The sequence below is a fragment of the Pseudomonas artemisiae genome, from assembly GCF_057128685.1.
On the sequence record NZ_JBSKHS010000011.1, the window covers coordinates 1 to 17,115 of the forward strand.

The window sequence follows — 17,115 nt, forward strand, 5'->3', positions numbered from 1 at the left end:
AACCTCTCGAAGCGGGAGGCGAATTCTACAGCACTACAACCTGCTGTCAACTGCCTTTTTCACCGCGCCGATCCGGAAACCGAAGCCGCTTCCAACCCCTTCAAACCGGCTAACCCATTGATACTCAAGGAGTTTGCCGTTCCGTTGCCGCTGGAAGTGGGGCGCAGTATAAAGGGTTTCAGAAGGCCGTCAACCCTTATTTCAAATAGTTCAAATGATACCGCTAGAGCGGAGTGCGGCGATCGCATTGAGCCCCAGCCCTAGCTCTCGAACCAGCACAGCTTCAGTCTGTTCGCCTAGCAACGGTGGCGCACATCGGTACTCTACCGGCGTTCGAGACAGGCGCAGGGGGCTGGCAACTTGCTTGAGCACACCCGCCAAGGGATGCTCCACTGCTATAGCTAACCCCCTAGCAACTACCTGAGGGTCGCTGAATACCTGTTCCAGATCATTGATAGGCCCGCAAGGTACGCCGACATGCTCCAAGGCCTCTACCCACTGAGCCGTGCTTTTGAAAACCGTAGCCTGCCGTATAAGCGGGATAAGCACGGCACGATTTGCAACCCGGGCGGCATTGGTCGCAAATCGAGGGTCGTCTGCCCATGCCTCGCAACCCGCCACGCGGGCGAACCTACGGAACTGCTGATCATTGCCCACGGTAAGAATGATGTCGCCGTCGGCGGTAGGGAAGTCCTGATAGGGCACTATATTAGGATGAGCGTTGCCCAGGCGCTGGGGCGCGATGCCGGTGGTGAGGTAGTTCATGGCCTGGTTAGCCAGGCATGCCACCTGTACGTCCAATAGCGCCATGTCTATATATTGGCCCTCACCGCTGCGCTCACGTTCAGCCAGCGCCGCCAGTATGGCCACCGCCGAGTACAGCCCCGTAAGAATATCCGTCAGGGCAACCCCCACCTTTATCGGGCCCTCGCCGGCTTCACCCTGACCGCGCCCTGTCAGGCTCATCAAACCGCCCAGGCCTTGCACCATAAAATCATAGCCCGCGCGCTTGGCGTAGGGCCCGGTCTGACCAAAGCCGGTAATGGAACAATAGATAAGCCTGGGGTTGATTGCCTTAAGCGACGGGTAATCCAGCCCATAGGCCGCCAATCCGCCTACTTTGAAGTTCTCAATAACGATGTCGGACTTCGCCGCCAGGGCTTTCACCAGGGCCTGGCCCTCTGGCCGGGTGAAATCTACCGTCAATGAGGCCTTGTTACGGTTGGCGGCTAGATAGTAAGCCGCCTCGCCCGTACTGTTGCCCTGGCCATCCTTTAGGTAAGGCGGGCCCCAGGCACGGGTATCGTCTCCTGTACCCGGCCGCTCTACCTTTGTGACCTGCGCTCCGAGGTCGCCAAGAATCTGGCCAGCCCAAGGCCCAGCCAGTACCCGCGAGAGGTCTAGCACTTTTAAATCCGACAAGGCCCCCATGAGTACTGCTCCTTAATAGAAGGCCTGGATGCCGGTTTGGGCGCGGCCAAGGATTAGGGCATGCACATCATGGGTACCCTCATAGGTATTGACGACTTCCAGGTTGACCAGGTGCCTGGCCACGCCAAACTCGTCGGAGATGCCATTACCGCCCAGCATGTCCCGTGCCATGCGTGCTATGTCCAGGGCTTTGCCGCAGGAGTTGCGTTTCATGATCGAGGTGATCTCGACCGCGGCCGTACCTTCGTCTTTCATACGGCCAAGGCGCAGGCAGCCTTGGAGCGCCAAGGTAATTTCGGTCTGCATGTCTGCGAGCTTTTTCTGCACCAACTGAGTAGCCGCCAGGGGCCGCCCGAATTGTTGCCGGTCCAGGGTGTACTGGCGAGCGGTGTGCCAACAGTCCTCCGCCGCGCCGAGCGCGCCCCAGGAAATCCCATAACGGGCGGAGTTAAGGCAGGTGAAGGGGCCCTTCAGCCCGCGTACATCCGGGAAGGCGTTTTCTTCGGGTACGAACACATTATCCATCACGATCTCACCGGTAATGGACGCACGTAGCCCAACCTTGCCATGGAGGGCGGGCGCGCTGAGCCCCTCCCAGCCTTTCTCGAGAATGAAGCCGCGAATCTCACCGGCGTCATCCTTGGCCCATACAACGAACACATCCGCTATAGGGCTGTTGGTAATCCACATTTTGCTGCCGCTGAGGCGATAGCCCCCTTCGGCTTTTCTAGCCCGGCTGATCATCGCGCCTGGGTCAGAGCCATGGTTAGGCTCGGTCAGACCAAAGCAACCAACCCAGTGCCCGCTAGCAAGGTGTGGCAGGTACTTCTGCTTCTGCGCCTCGGTACCAAACTCATTGATCGGTACCATCACCAGCGAGGATTGCACGCTCATCATGGACCGGTACCCCGAGTCCACGCGCTCGACCTCACGGGCAATCAAGCCATAACACACGTAGTTCAGCCCGCTGCCGCCGTACTGCTCCGGGAGGGTGGCACCTAGCAGCCCCATCTCGCCCATTTCACGGAAAATAGCCGGGTCAGTCCGTTCATGGCGGAAAGCCTCGGTCACGCGCGGGGCCAGGCTTGCCTTCGCGAACTGCGCGGCGCTGTCCCGCACCATACGTTCTTCTTCCGACAGCTGCTGGTCCAGTAACAGGGGGTCGATCCAGTTGAAGGTTGCTTTAACGGCCATGGTGCGAGGGTCCTCGAGAGCTAAACTTCAGTGGTCTAAGCCTAGAAGCCGCAGGCTCCGTACTCAAACGAGCTTTTGGCACGCTGTTGTGTTGATTTCTCACTTCAAAACCTTCAAAAAGCCCTAAACCCCTTAGGGAGTCATGAGCCATGCGCAGGAAAATCCCCAGCACCGCGGCGTTGATCTGTTTCGAGGCGTCTGCGCGGCATGAGAGCTTCACCAAGGCATCAGTGGAATTGTCCCTCACTCAAGGCGCGGTCTGTCGGCAGATTGCGGCATTGGAAGCGTTCTTGAATGTAGAACTGTTTCGCCGCTCTCGCCGAGGCGTGAAGTTGACCGAGGCAGGGTTGTCTTATAGCCGTCAGGTGGCTGCGCAGTTAGATGCGGTAGAGCGCGATACGCTATCGGTGATGGGCCAGCAAGGCGCTGTCGCCCTCGAACTGGCCGTGGTGCCTACCTTTGGCACCCGCTGGTTGCTGCCAAAGCTCAAAGATTTCCAGCAGTTACACCCGCGGGTGACGGTCAACCTTACCAACCGCACGCGGCCCTTTATGTTCGCCGACACCCCCTTCGACGCTGCTATTTATTTTGGCGACGGTGAATGGCCGGGGGCCCATGCCCACCCCCTGATGGCCGAACGCTCGGTACCGGTGTGCAGCCCAGCGTTGTTGGCCAATACCCCCGTGCATAGCCCAGCGGCTTTGGCCGAGCTGCCCTTGCTACAACAGACCACTCGGCCTTACGCTTGGCGCCAATGGTTTGCTTCGGCGGGCTTGAACGTGCCGAGAGACCTGACAGGCCCTCGCTATGAGCTTTTCTCGATGCTCGCCCAGGCGGCCATCCACCAAATGGGCGTGGCGCTTATCCCACCTTTTTTGATCGAGCAGGAGTTGGCTCGCGGGGAACTGGTACTGGCCTATGACCATGCGTTTTCGGACGCCCGCGCCTACCACCTGATGATTCCGGAAAGAAAAGTAGAGTCCGCTTCGCTAAAAGCCTTTCGAGACTGGTTGCTCAGCGTGGCGCACAATTACGCATCGAAAAGCTAGCATGGCCCACCACCCAATACCTGCAAGGGCCGCGGCTCAGCCCTTTACCATTCCCGCAACAGTGTTTTACGTTAAAATCCCCTTTCTAGAGGCTTTTCTTCGACCTTTGTCCAAGGCCCTCCTGGCCACTTGTTGACTAGACTTCGCTGTCCGGTCCCGCCGTAAAGAGGCTTTATCCCATGTATGCTGATCGCATTCGCCTGGCTTCCCTTCACAGCAAGGTGATGCCGGCATCCCAAGCCGCTGCCCTTATAGAAGATGGCATGACTGTCGGCATGAGTGGTTTTACCCGCGCGGGCGAAGCCAAAGCGGTGCCTCAAGCCCTTGCCGAGCATGCCAAGACGAACCCTTTGCAGATTACCCTGATAACAGGCGCAAGCCTGGGTAATGACCTGGATAAACAATTGACCGAAGCCGGCGTGCTGGCCCGACGCATGCCTTTTCAAGTCGACAGCACCCTGCGCAAGGCAATCAACGAAGGCCAGGTGATGTTTATCGACCAGCACCTGTCGGAAACCGTCGAGCAACTGCGCAACCTGCAACTCAAGCCTGTGGACCTGGCAGTGATCGAAGCGGTTGCCATCACGGAACAAGGGCACATCATCCCCACCACCTCGGTAGGCAACTCCGCCAGCTTCGCTATCCTGGCAAAGCGAGTGATCGTAGAGATCAACTTGGCGCAGCCTCTGGTGCTCGAAGGCCTGCACGATATCTATATACCTACCTACCGGCCTACCCGCACGCCCATCCCAGTGGTGGCCACCGATAGCCGCATTGGCAGCACCGCCATCCCCATTGACCCGGCCAAGATCGCCGCCATCGTCATCAGCAACCAACCTGACTCGAACTCAACCGTGCTGCCGCCAGATGCCGACACCAAGGCGATCGCAGATCACCTGATCACCTTCTTCAAACACGAAGTGAAGCTGGGCCGCTTGACTAACCGCCTAATGCCCCTACAGGCAGGCATCGGCACTATCGCCAACGCGGTAATGCATGGCCTGTTGGACTCTCCCTTCCACGACCTGACCATGTATTCCGAAGTGCTTCAGGATTCGACCTTCGATCTATTCGACGCCGGCAAGCTTAGCTTCGCTTCCGCCAGTTCCATCACCTTGTCAGCGCGCAAGCATCAACAGGTATTCGACAACTTGGAACGGTACAAAGCGCGGCTGGTACTGCGGCCTCAGGAGATCTCCAACCACCCGGAAGTGATCCGCCGGCTGGGCATCATTGGGATCAATACAGCGCTGGAGTTCGACCTGTACGGTAACGTGAACTCCACCCATGTGGCGGGCACCCGGATGATGAACGGCATTGGCGGGTCTGGCGACTTCGCCCGCAACGCGCACTTGGCGATATTCGTGACTAAGTCCATCGCCAAAGGCGGAGCAATTTCCAGCGTGGTGCCCATGGTGAGCCATGTGGACCATACCGAGCATGACGTGGACATTCTGGTGACCGAACAAGGCTTGGCAGATCTTCGGGGCTTGGCCCCACGGGAGCGGGCACGCGTGGTAATCGAGCACTGTGTCCACCCCACCTACCGGCCCGCGCTTGAAGCTTACTTTGAAGCAGCCTGCGCTAAAGGTGGGCATACCCCTCATGATTTGAGGGAGGCCTTTGCGTGGCATATCAATGCAGAAGAAACAGGGCGGATGCTGGCGCAGTGATCAGTAGTACTGAATGCCAAAGCAGTGAAACGGCACTTGGTAAACATCAGCAGTTTTTCCATAAACTGTATTGCTGTACTGGTCACATTTGGTTGTTTCTATACTCTGAAGGAGTAGAACTTCTAAAAAATGCACCAAATACGTGCATACCAGTACAGATTGCACCATTGAGAGCACAACAGTGGCACAAAACAGATAACTGAATGCCACTCTTAACTGTTAACTGTACATATGAAAACCGTTCGCTGAAGCGCATTATTTGCTCCATCAACAGATCACACTTAAATCCCGCCACAAGCGGAAGGATGTAAACCATGGAACGTACCCTGAGTTCCGGCCTGCGCTTTAACGACACGATTACTGAATCCAAAGCTTCCTTGCCACTGCGTGTACTGGCCAATGTCAGCCTCTGGCAGCGTCGCCTTGCCAGCCGCCATCAACTGGCACGCTTGGACTCTCGCTTGCTGGCTGACGCTGGTATCAGCGAAGCCCAACGCTACGAAGAGCTGAGCAAGCCGTTCTGGCGCTAAGCGTGTAACAACGTAGCACCTAAGAACCCGCCATCATCATGGCGGGTTTTTTATTGCCTGCCATTCAGCAAAAACAGTTATGCCGCATTCTTAATTTCCTAAAACTGTACTACTTTCGTTGCTGGAACCTTTTGCGCGGCCAGGCTCTAATACATCGCTCGTGGTCACTATTTCGGTGGCTGTTATCAGGAGAATCAACATGCAAGCAGGTAAGCTATGGCGTTGCGCACTGGGCGCGGCCGCCCTCGCGTTAGCCGGCGGAGCCCAAGCGTCAAGCTTTGTGGTGACCACTGATGCGCTAGTCAGGGCGGTAAACGCCAGTACCAATGCCACCTCCGACGTATCGTCGTCCTTGCGTGACAATAAAATCGTGCAGCAAGCCCGGGATGATGCCGCCAGCTTCGTTGCCAGCAATGGTGAAATCCGTGGGGCGCGGCTCGAAAGTGCGTTAGCCTGGATTCGCGGCCAACTGCCCCAGATGCAAGCGTCAGATACGCAATTGGCACAAGCCATTCTGGGTAGCTGATTACACGCTGGATGAAATCGGTGGTTGGTAGTCCAGGCGCTCTAGCCCAGAGCGCCCGGTTGCGCTAGCCTCTGCCGTTTCGTTCGGTAGTGTTTGCCTAAAAAATGCGTTATCTGCTTTCGTTGTTTGCTTGCCTGTTAGGGGTCACCAGTGCCCAGGCTTTTGATACCTCTACCCAAGGCTTGGTGGTCAGCGGCTATGTCACCAGCCAAGTCACGACAGCACCTTTTGACCAAAAACTAATCCTCGACGCCCGTGACGACGCCGCTGCGTTCGTGGCGAGCCAGGGGCGTGATCGCAGTGTAAGGCTGGAAGCAGCCTTACAGGCTTTACGCCATCAATCGCCGGCTCTAGGCGCCAGTGACCTTGAACTGGCACAGGCGATCCTCGTCCAATAGGTCAGCTTCTATACCTGTTTTCCGGAGATACCGATGCGCAACATTTTGATCGCCACTACCTTGGGCCTGGTTGCCCTGGCTGGTGCAGCCCAAGCCAACACTGTGGTGCAAACCAGTAACATCATCGTTCGCGCATTCGGCCGGTCGATCGACTTTACCTCTGATACCACCACCTCTATCCGCGACGCCAAGGTGGTGTTGCAAGCCAAGGACGACGCGGCAAGCTTCGTAGCCAGCGACGGGGCCATTAGGGGTGCTCAACTGGAAGCCGCGCTCGTGACCCTGCGCTCACATCTGCCGCAGGCCCAAGGCGCTAGCGATCAGGCCTTGGCCGAAGCTATCCTCGCACTGTGAGAGCCCTGGCCGCCTGGCTGCTGGCCGGCGGCCTTCTGTTAGCCAGCCTTACGGCAAACGCCGATTTGCGGCTGCTGCTCGATGACTCTCAACTGACCGCCACAGAGCGCGAAGCCAGCCAGGCATTACTGGGCCAAGCCATGGCCGCCTTGCCGCCTGCGTTTATCAAGGCAATGGATCGAGAGGTAAGGGTCAGCTGGACAGACAACATGCCTGCCGAGGCCTATGGTCAGGCATCGCTGGTGTCTACCCTGGAGCTTAACCGCAAACTGCTGCCGAGCCTGGTGGATGGCAGCGCGGCCACTACGAAAACCGGTCGCCCGCACGGCACGGTGCGCCAAGAGTTATTGGCCACGGTGCTGCATGAGCTGACCCACCTATACGACCGTGCGCGCCTATGGTCGCCCGCTGACCGCCAGCTGTTGGCCCGCTGCCGGAAACAACAGGCCACGTTGGGCGCGGTGGGGCTGCCAGACATCTGCCGTGGACAAGCCGAACGGCGTTTCACGTTGAGCGACGACCCGCGCCTGCTCGACCTGGCTGGCTGGCCGCAAGCCGTGGGGCGGCGGGGTGCCCGTGAGCAGAATAACCGCCAGGTCGCGCGTAGCCCGGATTTATACGAAACCAGTAACCCGAAGGAATTTATTGCGGTCAACATGGAGTACTTCCTGTTGGACCCTTCCTACGGTTGCAGGCGCCCAGAGCTATATGCCTACCTTAAGGGGCACTTTGGCTGGGCACCGCCTGCGCAAGCGTCGTGCGCCAACGCGCTGCCTTTTCTTAACGCAGGCAGCGATTTCGGTCGCCAACCCTTGGGTATGATCGACCCCGAGCGGGTTTACCAAGTGGACTATTTGCTGGCCGAGGCCAATCAGAACTGGGTCAGCCGTTGGGGCCATAGCATGTTGCGGCTGGTGATCTGCGCGCCTGGCAGGCCACGAGGGCCAGACTGCCGCCTGGACCTGGAATACAGCCTGGTGTTGTCATTCCGTGCCTTTGTCGATGACGTGCAACTGTCTACCTGGGGCGGGCTAAATGGCGCCTACCCTTCACGCCTGTTCGTATTGCCACTGTCTCAGGTGATCGACGAGTACACCAAGACCGAGCTGCGCAGCCTGGCCTCGGTCCCGCTGACGCTTGACCGAGCAGGTATCAATGCCTTGGTGCGCCACGCGGCGGAAATGCATTGGAGCTACGATGGCAACTATTACTTTTTGTCGAATAACTGTGCCGTAGAAACCCTGAAGCTATTACGGGCCGGAACGCACGACCCTCGCTTGCATGACTTGGACAGCATCGTCCCCAATGGGTTGCTGAGCATGCTTGAAGGGCGGGGCCTGGCTGACGGCAGCGTGCTCAACGACAAACGTGAGGCATTGCGCCGCGGTTATTTGTTCGACTCCTTCCGCGACCGCTACCAAGCCATGTTTACCGTCCTGCGTCAGCAGCTTCCGGTACCTCAGCAGAGTGTGGAAGCCTGGCTGGAGCAGCCAGCCAGCAAACGTCGAAGCTGGTTCGCCAAGGCCGATCTGCGAGCGAGCGCGGCCATACTGCTGCTGGAGCAGGCCAGTTACCGACGCGAACTACTGCTGGCTCAGGAAGAAGTCAAACAGCGTTATCTGGGCGCCCGGGATGCGGGAGACAGCAGCGTTGGCAATGCCAATAAAACGTTGCAGGCGATCTTGGCGAACAGTGGTTTCTTAAGCCGCCCAGCGGAGTTGCTCGGGGCTGGAGGCTACGGCTTGCCCCAGGAAGATGAACTCGAGCGCCTTGAGCAAGTGTCTAGCGAACGCCAGCAGCAGTTGCAAAAGCTAAGCGTGGACCTGGACAAAGAAGTGCGCGCTTTGTTAACCCCTGAGCGCGCCAGCGCCATCGCCGCCAGCGAAGAAAACCTTACGTTGATCGGCCAACATTTGCGTGACCTGCATAAGGCCAGTGGTGGGTTAGTACTGCCATGACTGGCCAACCTGTACGCCAATGCGCGATACGCTATTGGTTACAAACCCACGACATTCGCCTTTCTTCCTGAAAGGCAGTTGAAAGCGAAGCTGCTTAGCATCCTCTTGTAACGAGCGCCTTGCTCGAAATCAATAAAGACAACAACAAGAGACTCACCATGCTCACCTTCCTTGGCTTCGCCATGGTCGTGACGTTCATGTTTTTAATCATGACCAAACGACTGTCCGCTCTGATTGCCCTGATCATCGTTCCTATTCTGTTCGCGCTCTTCGGTGGTTTTGCCAGCAAGATCGGCCCCATGATGCTGGAAGGCATCACCAAACTGGCGCCCACCGGCGTCATGCTGATGTTCGCTATTCTGTATTTCGCCCTGATGATCGACTCGGGTTTATTCGACCCCGCCGTTCGTAAAATCCTGAAAATGGTCAAGGGCGACCCGCTGAAGGTATCGGTAGGAACTGCCGTACTGGCCCTGGTGGTGTCCCTCGATGGCGATGGCGCCACGACTTACATGATCTGCTGCGCGGCCATGTTGCCCTTGTACAGCCGGCTGGGCATGAGCCCGCGAATCATGGCCGGGTTGATCATCCTGGCGGGCGGCGTGATGAACATGACCCCTTGGGGTGGCCCTACCGCCCGAGCAGCCAGCGCATTGCATGTGGACCCGTCCGACATTTTCGTACCCATGATCCCTGCCATGGTGGCCGGCGTGGTCGCGATCCTGGCGATCGCTTGGTGGTACGGCAAGCGCGAGCGCGCCCGCCTGGGTGAACTGCACCTGCCAGGTGATAACCTGCCTGACAGTGATATCAGCGTGTCGCAGTTCCCAGAAGCCCGTCGGCCCAAATTGATCTGGTTCAACGGCTTGCTCACGTTGGCGCTGATGGTGGCGCTGATCAATGGGCTGCTGCCATTGCCAGTGCTGTTTATGATCGCCTTCAGTATCGCCATGATTGTGAACTACCCTTGCCTGCAAGCTCAAAAGGACCGCGTTGCCGCGCACGCAGGCAGTGTGCTGGCGGTGGTCGGTCTGATTTTTGCCGCGGGCATCTTCACCGGTATTCTGAGCGGTACCGGCATGGTGGACGCCATGTCCAAAAGCCTGCTGGCGGTCATTCCCGAGGCGCTGGGCCCTTACATGGCGGTGATCACCGCGCTGGTCAGCATGCCGTTCACGTTCTTTATGTCCAACGATGCCTTCTATTATGGCGTGCTGCCTGTGCTGGCCGAGGCGGCCTCTCATTACGGGATCACTGCGGTGGAGATGGCCCGGGCTTCGATCATTGGCCAGCCCGTGCACTTGCTCAGCCCGTTGGTCCCATCTACTTACCTGCTGGTGGCACTGGCCGGTATCGAATTTGGCGACCACCAGCGTTTCACCCTCAGGTGGGCAGTATTGGTATGCCTGTGCATAATGCTCGCCGCCCTGCTGCTGGGGATCTTTCCACTGGTCGGCAGCCTCTAATACATTAACGCCCAGGCCGCGCTCTAAGGCGCGCCCCGCTTATCGAAGGAAACAACAATGGAATGGTTGACCAGCCCTGAACTCTGGGTCGCCTTTTTTACCCTCACCGCGCTGGAAATCGTTTTAGGCATCGACAACATCATCATGATTTCCATCCTGGTGAGCCGCATGCCCAAAGAGATGCAGGCGCGTACACGGCTGTTTGGCCTGGCATTGGCCATGGTCACGCGAATCCTGCTATTGCTGTCGATCACTTGGGTGATGCGCCTGACCGCCGACTTGTTCGTGGTTTTCGGTCAAGGCATTTCCGGGCGGGACTTGATCCTGTTCTTTGGGGGGCTGTTCCTGCTCTGGAAGAGTGCCCAGGAAATCTACCATGGCATGGAAGGCGAAGAAGAAGGCGGCGATGAGCCCTCTGGCAAAGGCGGTAATTTCCTTTACACCATCATTCAGATTGCGATTATCGACATCGTATTCTCCTTGGACTCGGTTATCACTGCCGTCGGCATGGTGTCCCATGTCCCGGTGATGATCGCGGCAATCATCGTGGCGGTACTAGTGATGATGTTGGCATCCGGCACCATCAGCCGCTTCATCGACCAGCATCCTTCGCTGAAAATGCTCGCGCTGTCTTTCTTGCTGGTGGTCGGCACGGTGCTGATTGGCGAGGCCTTCGACGTGCATGTGCCTAAGGGTTATGTGTACTTCGCCATGGCGTTCTCGCTGGCGGTGGAAGCCATCAACATCAAGATGCGTACTAGCGTGGCGAAGAAACGCAAGCCGCAGGCTTGAACTGGCAATCAAGCCCGTGCGTGGCCTTTTCGGAAGTACTGGGGCGCTGGTAGTGGATGAGGAAACGCCCACATCGTCGCCTACCTGAACGGTAGCGCTACCTGACAGTCTGTTACTTGCCCGCCTGCCCAACGCAACGGGCATGTTCTTTCTGATACGCGCAAGGAAGCCAGTCATGCGTTGCCTGCTGTTCACCTGTCTATTTTTGCTAGCCCTGCCATGCACCGCACTAGATCGGTTGCAGGCAGAAGGGTACCTGCTGCCCAATGGTCTGCAATTGCTGCTTAAGCCAGGCAACGACCGCAATCATGTCGCCATTCGTTTGGTAGTCGGGGTGGGCTTCAGCGATTTTAGCTGCGCCGAACAGGAAACCCCGCACTTGCTGGAACACTTGCTGTTCAGCGGGGTGGATGAGAGCGGCGAGGGCGGCCTCGAAGAGCGCATGCAGGCCTTGGGCGGCGAGTGGAACGCCTTTACCAGCGATACCGACACCACTTTCGTGATCGAAGCCCCGGCACGCAACCAGCGCAAGGTACTGGACCTGCTATTGGCCGCCATTACCCGTACCGAATTGACCGACGCCAAGCTCGATACGGCCCGGCGCATCGTCGAGCGCGAAGATGGCGGCCACTATTCGCACCTGCAACGCTGGCTGGATCATCAAAGCCTGGGCACAGATGCCAGCAACCAACTGGCCATCGAGCTAGGGCTCCGTTGCGCCGACCGTGCCTCGGCGGCCGGGCTGACGTTGGCCCAGGTTCAAGCGGTGCGCCAGCAATGGTACGCGCCCAATAACATGACGCTCATCGTGGTAGGGGAGCTGGATAAGCTGCTCCCGGCTTACCTTGAGCGAACCTACGGCCAACTGACCGCGGTTGCCCCGACCGATCACACGCCACCGACCCTTGAACAACACTCGGCGGCTCGGGAGCGTACCCTGGTACGCGGTTGGGTAGGTGAGGGTGCACGGTTGCATTGGTACTTCGTTGAGCCCGACCTGGAAAGCCTACCGCCTGGGGTGTGGGACCTCTTACAGAGTTACCTGAACTGGGCCCTGTATAAAAAGCTGCGCTTGGAGGAAGGGCTGTCCTACGGCCCTGGTAGCCAAAACGAGCCCTTCGGTGACAGCACCCTGATGAGCTTGAATGCCGACCTAGACCGCGATGACATCGCCCGCGCTCGACAGGCGGTGCAAGCCCTCACTGCCCAGTTGCACCGCGAAGGTCTGGATCGCGCTACTTTCGACCGCCTCAAGGCGGCAGCCATTGCTCATTTGGCCTGGGCGGTACAAGGGGACAGCGGTCTGGCGGACTATTACTGGGGGGCCTTGAGCGACTACGACGATGGCCGCTTCGCCGACCCGGCTCAAGCCTTGCGCGAGGTTACCCTGGACCAGGCCAACGAAGCGGTACGCCGGTTGTTTGCCGACCCTGGCTATGTACGGATAGAAAAACCCTTGCTTGGGTATGACCAGCTTGAAAGCGTTGTTACAGCGGCTTGCGGCCTGGCCGTGGTATTAGGATTAGGCGCCTGTGTACTGATAGCGCGGCGCCGTAAGCGTTTGGCGGCTGAGCAAGCACCCCACCCATGAAGCCGCTATCCTTGAGCCTTACCTTGCCTGTGCCGCCCCTATGAAGTCACTGCCACCTTTCGTTCTGAAGATCATCGACCTGATCAAACGCTACCCCGGAATAGTTGCAGCCTTTGGCTTCTTTTCTGGGCTGGGGAGCTTCGTACTGGTAGACCGCCAGGCCAGCTTGGCCACGCCCATTGCCGTCCTTCTATTGGTGACCTGGGTATGGCTGATGCTGGAAAACAGCTTCAATCGCTTGTTCAGCCGGTTCTTCAAGCGTGAGATACCCGCGCCCCTGATGCGCTATGCCACGCAGATGATCCATCAGGAAAGCCTGTTCTTCGTACTGCCGTTCTTTTATGTCACCACCACCTGGAACAGCGGCCAACTGGTGTTCACCGGCCTACTGACCCTGGCCGGGTTGGTATCGATCATCGACCCCCTGTACTACCACTGGGTAGCCCCGCGGCGCTGGCTGTACCTGGCTTTGCATACGCTCACGCTGTTCGCCGCCATGCTCACGGCCATGCCGATCATTCTTCACCTCACCACGGCCGAGACCTTCAAGATCGCACTGGCCGTGGCTGTGGTGCTGTCCTTCCCGAGCTTGGCCGCCAGCGTGCCCCTCAAAGACTGGCAGCGGGGCTTGGGCCTGATCGCGCTTGCATTAGCTATCGGCGGGGCCGGCTGGGTACTGCGTACCTGGGTGCCGCCCGCTACCCTATGGATGACCGAAGACGCCATCACCCTTACCTTGGACAACGAAAACCGCACCCCTGGCCAAAACACCGACCAATTGAGCGTCAGCCAGGCCCGCGGCGGCGTATTCGCCTATACCGCGATCAACGCGCCGCGGGGGCTGGACGAGCGGATTTTCCACGTATGGGAATTCAACGGCAACGAGGTGGACCGCATCGCCCTGGACATTCACGGTGGGCGCAAGGAAGGCTACCGCGCCTGGACCCGCAAGCAGAACTTCCCTCCCAACCCCGCAGGCAAATGGAAGGTCAGGGTGGAAACCGAAGACGGCCAGATCATCGGTGCGTTGCGTTTTACCATCACCGGCGATGCAGCCCAAGGCGGGGCTCAGGCGAAGAACCAGTAGCACACGGCGATAGCACTAACGACCCCGGCCAGCTCTGCCAGCAGGGCGCAGCCCACCGCATGGCGGGCGCGCTGGATACCCACGGCGCCGAAGTACACCGCAAGTACGTAAAAGGTGGTTTCCGTACTGCCTTGAATGGTCGCCGCTACCAGGGCCGGGAAGCTATCCACCCCTTTGGTCTGCATGGTCTCGATCAACATGGCCCGGGCGGCGCTACCCGAGAAGGGTTTTACCAGGGCGGTGGGTAGGGCATCTACAAAGCCTGTATCCAGCCCGACCCACTGCACCAGATGGCGAATCCCCTCCAGGGCCAAGTCCAGTGCACCTGATGCCCGCAACACGCCAACCGCGCACAGCATGGCAACCAGGTAGGGCAACAGCCCCTTGGCCACATCGAAACCTTCCTTGGCGCCTTCCACGAAGGCTTCGTACACCTGCACTCGGCGCAGGGTACCGATCAGCAAAAACATCACAATCAAGCCAAACAGGGTCAGGTTGCCGAGCAAGGACGACAAACTGGCGACCGCCGTGGCCGAGAGCCCAGCCAGGAAAGCCATAACCCCCCCCAGCAGCAACGCACCCGGCAGCAGGTAAGCCAGTACCACGGGGTCCCATACCCTGAGTCGCTGCATAAAGGCTACCGACAACAGCCCTACCAGGGTCGAGCCGCTAGTGGCCAGGAGTATGGGCAAGAAGACCATGGTGGGGTCCGGCGCGCCTTGCTGGGCGCGGTACATAAAGATGGTGACCGGCAGCAGGGTCAGTGACGAGGCGTTGAGCACCAGAAAGAGGATCTGCGCGTTACTGGCTACGGTGGGATGCGGGTTGAGCTCCTGCAAGGCGCGCATGGCCTTCAGCCCAATAGGCGTGGCCGCGTTATCCAAGCCCAAGGCATTGGCCGCGAAATTCATGGTGATCAGGCCAAGGGCAGGGTGCCTGCGCGGCACCTCGGGCATCAAGCGGGCGAACAACGGGCCTAGCAAGCGGGCGAAAAAGTCGACGATGCCGGCCTTCTCGGCGATTCGCAAAAACCCTAGCCAGAGGGTGAGGGTACCGAACAGCAGTACCATCACATCGACAGACAGCTTGGCCATGTTGAAAATGGCCTCGACCATGGCAGCGAACACAGCGCTGTTGCCTGCCACCAGCCATTGGGCCAGGCCTGCCACCGCCGCCACCAGGAAAAAGCCAAGCCAAAGGCCGTTGAGCATATAAACCCCCACATTGCGCGAGCCGGCATCATAGTCGGCTCGGCGGGGGGAGGCAAAAGTAGCCTGCGAGCAAGCCTTCCCTGTCAGTGGCGGGTAACGGGTTCGCCAACAGCCCCGCGCTGGCGCAAGTGGGGCAGGCTGTTCCAGTACCGCTCGCCCTTGGCGTCGTCGTACATGCCTTCCCAGCGAGAGATCACTAGCACAGCCAGCGCGTTGCCGATCACGTTCAACGCGGTACGGGCCATGTCCATGATGCGGTCAACGCCCGCGATGAACGCCAAGCCTTCCAGAGGAATACCCACGCTGCCTAAGGTGGCCAGCAACACCACGAACGACACACCTGGAACGCCTGCAATACCCTTGGAGGTCACCATCAAGGTCAGCACCAGCAGGATTTGCTGGCTGATAGGCATATCGATCCCATATAACTGGGCAATGAACAGCGCGGCAATACTCTGGTACAGGGTCGAGCCGTCCAGGTTGAACGAATACCCCGTGGGTACCACGAAGCTGCTGATAGCCTTAGGCGCGCCATAGGCTTCCATTTTTTCAATGATTCGCGGCAGCACCGTTTCAGAGCTAGCGGTGGAATACGCCAGGATCAGTTCATCCTTGAAGATGCGGATCAGCTTGAAGATCGAGAAGCCGAATAGCTTGGCCACCAGCCCCAATACGCCCAGAGCGAAGAACAGGATAGCCGCATAAACCAGCACGACCAGCTTCGCCAAAGGCAGCAGGGAGGCGAAACCAAAATTCGCCACCGTTACTGCGATCAACGCGAATACACCGATAGGGGCGTAATTCATGATCATATGGGTAACCCGGAACATGGTTTCCGAGATGCCCTGGAAGGTCCGAACCAGGGGTTCGCGGGTCTCCGCCGCCAGGCTCGACAGCCCTAGCCCGAAAATCACTGAGAAGAAAATGATCGGCAACATTTCACCGCGGGTAACCGCTGCGAAGATGTTCGAAGGGATCAGATTGAGGATGGTCGCAACCAGCGCATGGTCGTGTTGCACCTCGGCGGTGGTCTTCTGGTATTGCGAAATGTCCACCGTGCCCAGGGTGCTCATATCAATACCTGTGCCAGGGTGTACCAAGTTGGCCAGTACCAGGCCAAGCACAATGGCCAGGGTGGTAACCACCTCGAAGTACACAATGGTCTTTACACCAATGCGCCCCAGCTTTTTAGCGTCACCTACCCCTGCGATACCCACGATCAACGAGGAAATCACGATAGGGATAACAATCATCTTGATCAGGCGAATGAAAATATCGCCAGCCGGTTGCAGTACATTGCTGATCCACCAGGCTTTCTCGGCGCTGAAGTGGTTTAGGACGGCACCCAGGGCAATGCCCAGTACCAACCCAATAAGAATTTGCCACGCAAGGCTGAGTTTTGGCTTTGTCATTATTCTGCTCTGGGGGTCAAGTTCATCGAGGCCAAACGCTTAAATGCGGGCCGATGGAGCACCGCCAAGAGGCCTAACCTTTGGCAGTGAACACATGGACTATCATGAGATGGCCAGCGTCAGTCTAATGCCTGTTCCGCCTGAGTTATACTGATTCGGCATGAGCGTGATGCCAGTTTGTTAGACGAGAGAAGGACCGAGGTACTGGATTCGGTATGCCGAACGAAGTTATTGCCCTAAACGCTGGAGAAATCCGGATAGAACTTCGAGCCGTTCGGATTTCCGACCCTTCTAAAAAAATTGGCTAGGTGAAGTTTCAGCGACCAATGGGTACTAAAAAGCCCCGTTGGGCCTAGATAGTACCTGCATAGGCACTACACGCGCTCAACGGGGCTTTTCCCGGACCCGGCTCTCTTCGGGGGCACTCCATGTACCCCTAGGTC

The 17,115-nt window shown here is 58.3% G+C and carries 15 protein-coding genes; 11 read left to right on the forward strand and 4 right to left on the reverse strand.

Going from position 1 to position 17,115, the window contains the following annotated elements:
• Nucleotides 1-210: 210 nt before the first annotated feature.
• Together ACWKV4_RS13725 and ACWKV4_RS13730 are read right to left on the reverse strand one after the other, a co-directional pair.
• Nucleotides 211-1,431 carry a CaiB/BaiF CoA transferase family protein gene (locus ACWKV4_RS13725; protein ID WP_483832636.1) on the reverse strand — a complete coding sequence of 407 codons (1,221 nt, stop codon included), beginning with the start codon at nt 1,429-1,431 and terminating at the stop codon, nt 211-213.
• A 12-nt stretch (nt 1,432-1,443) separates the two neighbouring features.
• Nucleotides 1,444-2,625, reverse strand: a complete 1,182-nt coding sequence (locus ACWKV4_RS13730) for an acyl-CoA dehydrogenase (RefSeq protein WP_483832637.1) — start codon at nt 2,623-2,625, stop codon at nt 1,444-1,446.
• A 149-nt stretch (nt 2,626-2,774) separates the two neighbouring features.
• Here ACWKV4_RS13730 and ACWKV4_RS13735 point away from each other — a divergent pair, with 149 nt between their 5' ends.
• The 11 genes from ACWKV4_RS13735 to ACWKV4_RS13785 all read left to right on the forward strand — a co-directional run bounded on the left by ACWKV4_RS13735 (nt 2,775) and on the right by ACWKV4_RS13785 (nt 14,049).
• Nucleotides 2,775-3,674, forward strand: coding sequence for a LysR family transcriptional regulator (locus ACWKV4_RS13735; protein WP_483832638.1), 900 nt, complete (start codon nt 2,775-2,777; stop codon nt 3,672-3,674).
• A 179-nt stretch (nt 3,675-3,853) separates the two neighbouring features.
• The gene (gene scpC, locus ACWKV4_RS13740) at nt 3,854-5,347 is read left to right on the forward strand and encodes a succinyl-CoA:acetate CoA-transferase ScpC (protein WP_483832639.1); all 1,494 of its coding nucleotides are present in this window, start codon (nt 3,854-3,856) and stop codon (nt 5,345-5,347) included.
• Between the two features lie 314 nt (nt 5,348-5,661).
• Entirely contained in the window at nt 5,662-5,877 is a 216-nt protein-coding gene (locus ACWKV4_RS13745) for a DUF1127 domain-containing protein (RefSeq protein WP_483832640.1), read from the forward strand.
• A 199-nt stretch (nt 5,878-6,076) separates the two neighbouring features.
• Nucleotides 6,077-6,403: a DUF2388 domain-containing protein gene (locus ACWKV4_RS13750; RefSeq protein ID WP_483832641.1), complete on the forward strand. Its 327-nt coding sequence runs from the start codon at nt 6,077-6,079 to the stop codon at nt 6,401-6,403.
• Between the two features lie 104 nt (nt 6,404-6,507).
• Nucleotides 6,508-6,801, forward strand: coding sequence for a DUF2388 domain-containing protein (locus ACWKV4_RS13755; RefSeq protein ID WP_483832642.1), 294 nt, complete (start codon nt 6,508-6,510; stop codon nt 6,799-6,801).
• A gap of 33 nt (nt 6,802-6,834) precedes the next feature.
• Entirely contained in the window at nt 6,835-7,155 is a 321-nt protein-coding gene (locus tag ACWKV4_RS13760; RefSeq protein ID WP_483832643.1) for a DUF2388 domain-containing protein, read from the forward strand.
• On the forward strand, nt 7,152-9,113 hold the full coding sequence (locus ACWKV4_RS13765) for a DUF7844 domain-containing protein (RefSeq protein WP_483832644.1): 1,962 nt from the start codon (nt 7,152-7,154) through the stop codon (nt 9,111-9,113). Before ACWKV4_RS13760 ends, ACWKV4_RS13765 begins: the two co-directional genes overlap by 4 nt.
• Before the next feature lie 158 nt (nt 9,114-9,271).
• On the forward strand, nt 9,272-10,579 hold the full coding sequence (locus ACWKV4_RS13770) for a CitMHS family transporter (RefSeq protein ID WP_483832645.1): 1,308 nt from the start codon (nt 9,272-9,274) through the stop codon (nt 10,577-10,579).
• 57 nt (nt 10,580-10,636) lie between these two features.
• Nucleotides 10,637-11,371: a TerC family protein gene (locus ACWKV4_RS13775; protein WP_483832646.1), complete on the forward strand. Its 735-nt coding sequence runs from the start codon at nt 10,637-10,639 to the stop codon at nt 11,369-11,371.
• 175 nt (nt 11,372-11,546) lie between these two features.
• On the forward strand, nt 11,547-12,962 hold the full coding sequence (locus ACWKV4_RS13780) for a M16 family metallopeptidase (RefSeq protein ID WP_483832647.1): 1,416 nt from the start codon (nt 11,547-11,549) through the stop codon (nt 12,960-12,962).
• Nucleotides 12,963-13,002: 40 nt separating this feature from the next.
• Nucleotides 13,003-14,049 (forward strand): DUF5924 family protein, encoded by a 1,047-nt coding sequence (locus tag ACWKV4_RS13785; RefSeq protein ID WP_483832648.1) that lies wholly within the window; start codon nt 13,003-13,005, stop codon nt 14,047-14,049.
• Here the strand turns inward: ACWKV4_RS13785 and ACWKV4_RS13790 are convergent.
• The gene (locus ACWKV4_RS13790) at nt 14,031-15,260 is read right to left on the reverse strand and encodes a nucleoside recognition domain-containing protein (protein WP_483832649.1); all 1,230 of its coding nucleotides are present in this window, start codon (nt 15,258-15,260) and stop codon (nt 14,031-14,033) included. The two genes, ACWKV4_RS13785 and ACWKV4_RS13790, sit on opposite strands and share 19 nt — an antisense overlap.
• 83 nt (nt 15,261-15,343) lie before the next feature.
• Nucleotides 15,344-16,672 carry a glutamate/aspartate:proton symporter GltP gene (gene gltP / locus ACWKV4_RS13795; RefSeq protein ID WP_483832650.1) on the reverse strand — a complete coding sequence of 443 codons (1,329 nt, stop codon included), beginning with the start codon at nt 16,670-16,672 and terminating at the stop codon, nt 15,344-15,346.
• Nucleotides 16,673-17,115: the final 443 nt, after the last annotated feature.

Coding starts and splice junctions, on each gene's coding strand:
- ACWKV4_RS13735 (WP_483832638.1), top strand. CDS start 2,775: ATGCGCAGGAAAATCCCCAGCACCGCGGCGTTGATCTGTTTCGAGGCG.
- gltP (WP_483832650.1), bottom strand. CDS start 16,672: ATGACAAAGCCAAAACTCAGCCTTGCGTGGCAAATTCTTATTGGGTTG.
- ACWKV4_RS13785 (WP_483832648.1), top strand. CDS start 13,003: ATGAAGTCACTGCCACCTTTCGTTCTGAAGATCATCGACCTGATCAAA.
- ACWKV4_RS13755 (WP_483832642.1), top strand. CDS start 6,508: ATGCGTTATCTGCTTTCGTTGTTTGCTTGCCTGTTAGGGGTCACCAGT.
- ACWKV4_RS13780 (WP_483832647.1), top strand. CDS start 11,547: ATGCGTTGCCTGCTGTTCACCTGTCTATTTTTGCTAGCCCTGCCATGC.
- ACWKV4_RS13775 (WP_483832646.1), top strand. CDS start 10,637: ATGGAATGGTTGACCAGCCCTGAACTCTGGGTCGCCTTTTTTACCCTC.
- scpC (WP_483832639.1), top strand. CDS start 3,854: ATGTATGCTGATCGCATTCGCCTGGCTTCCCTTCACAGCAAGGTGATG.
- ACWKV4_RS13725 (WP_483832636.1), bottom strand. CDS start 1,431: ATGGGGGCCTTGTCGGATTTAAAAGTGCTAGACCTCTCGCGGGTACTG.
- ACWKV4_RS13730 (WP_483832637.1), bottom strand. CDS start 2,625: ATGGCCGTTAAAGCAACCTTCAACTGGATCGACCCCCTGTTACTGGAC.
- ACWKV4_RS13770 (WP_483832645.1), top strand. CDS start 9,272: ATGCTCACCTTCCTTGGCTTCGCCATGGTCGTGACGTTCATGTTTTTA.
- ACWKV4_RS13760 (WP_483832643.1), top strand. CDS start 6,835: ATGCGCAACATTTTGATCGCCACTACCTTGGGCCTGGTTGCCCTGGCT.
- ACWKV4_RS13790 (WP_483832649.1), bottom strand. CDS start 15,260: ATGCTCAACGGCCTTTGGCTTGGCTTTTTCCTGGTGGCGGCGGTGGCA.
- ACWKV4_RS13745 (WP_483832640.1), top strand. CDS start 5,662: ATGGAACGTACCCTGAGTTCCGGCCTGCGCTTTAACGACACGATTACT.
- ACWKV4_RS13750 (WP_483832641.1), top strand. CDS start 6,077: ATGCAAGCAGGTAAGCTATGGCGTTGCGCACTGGGCGCGGCCGCCCTC.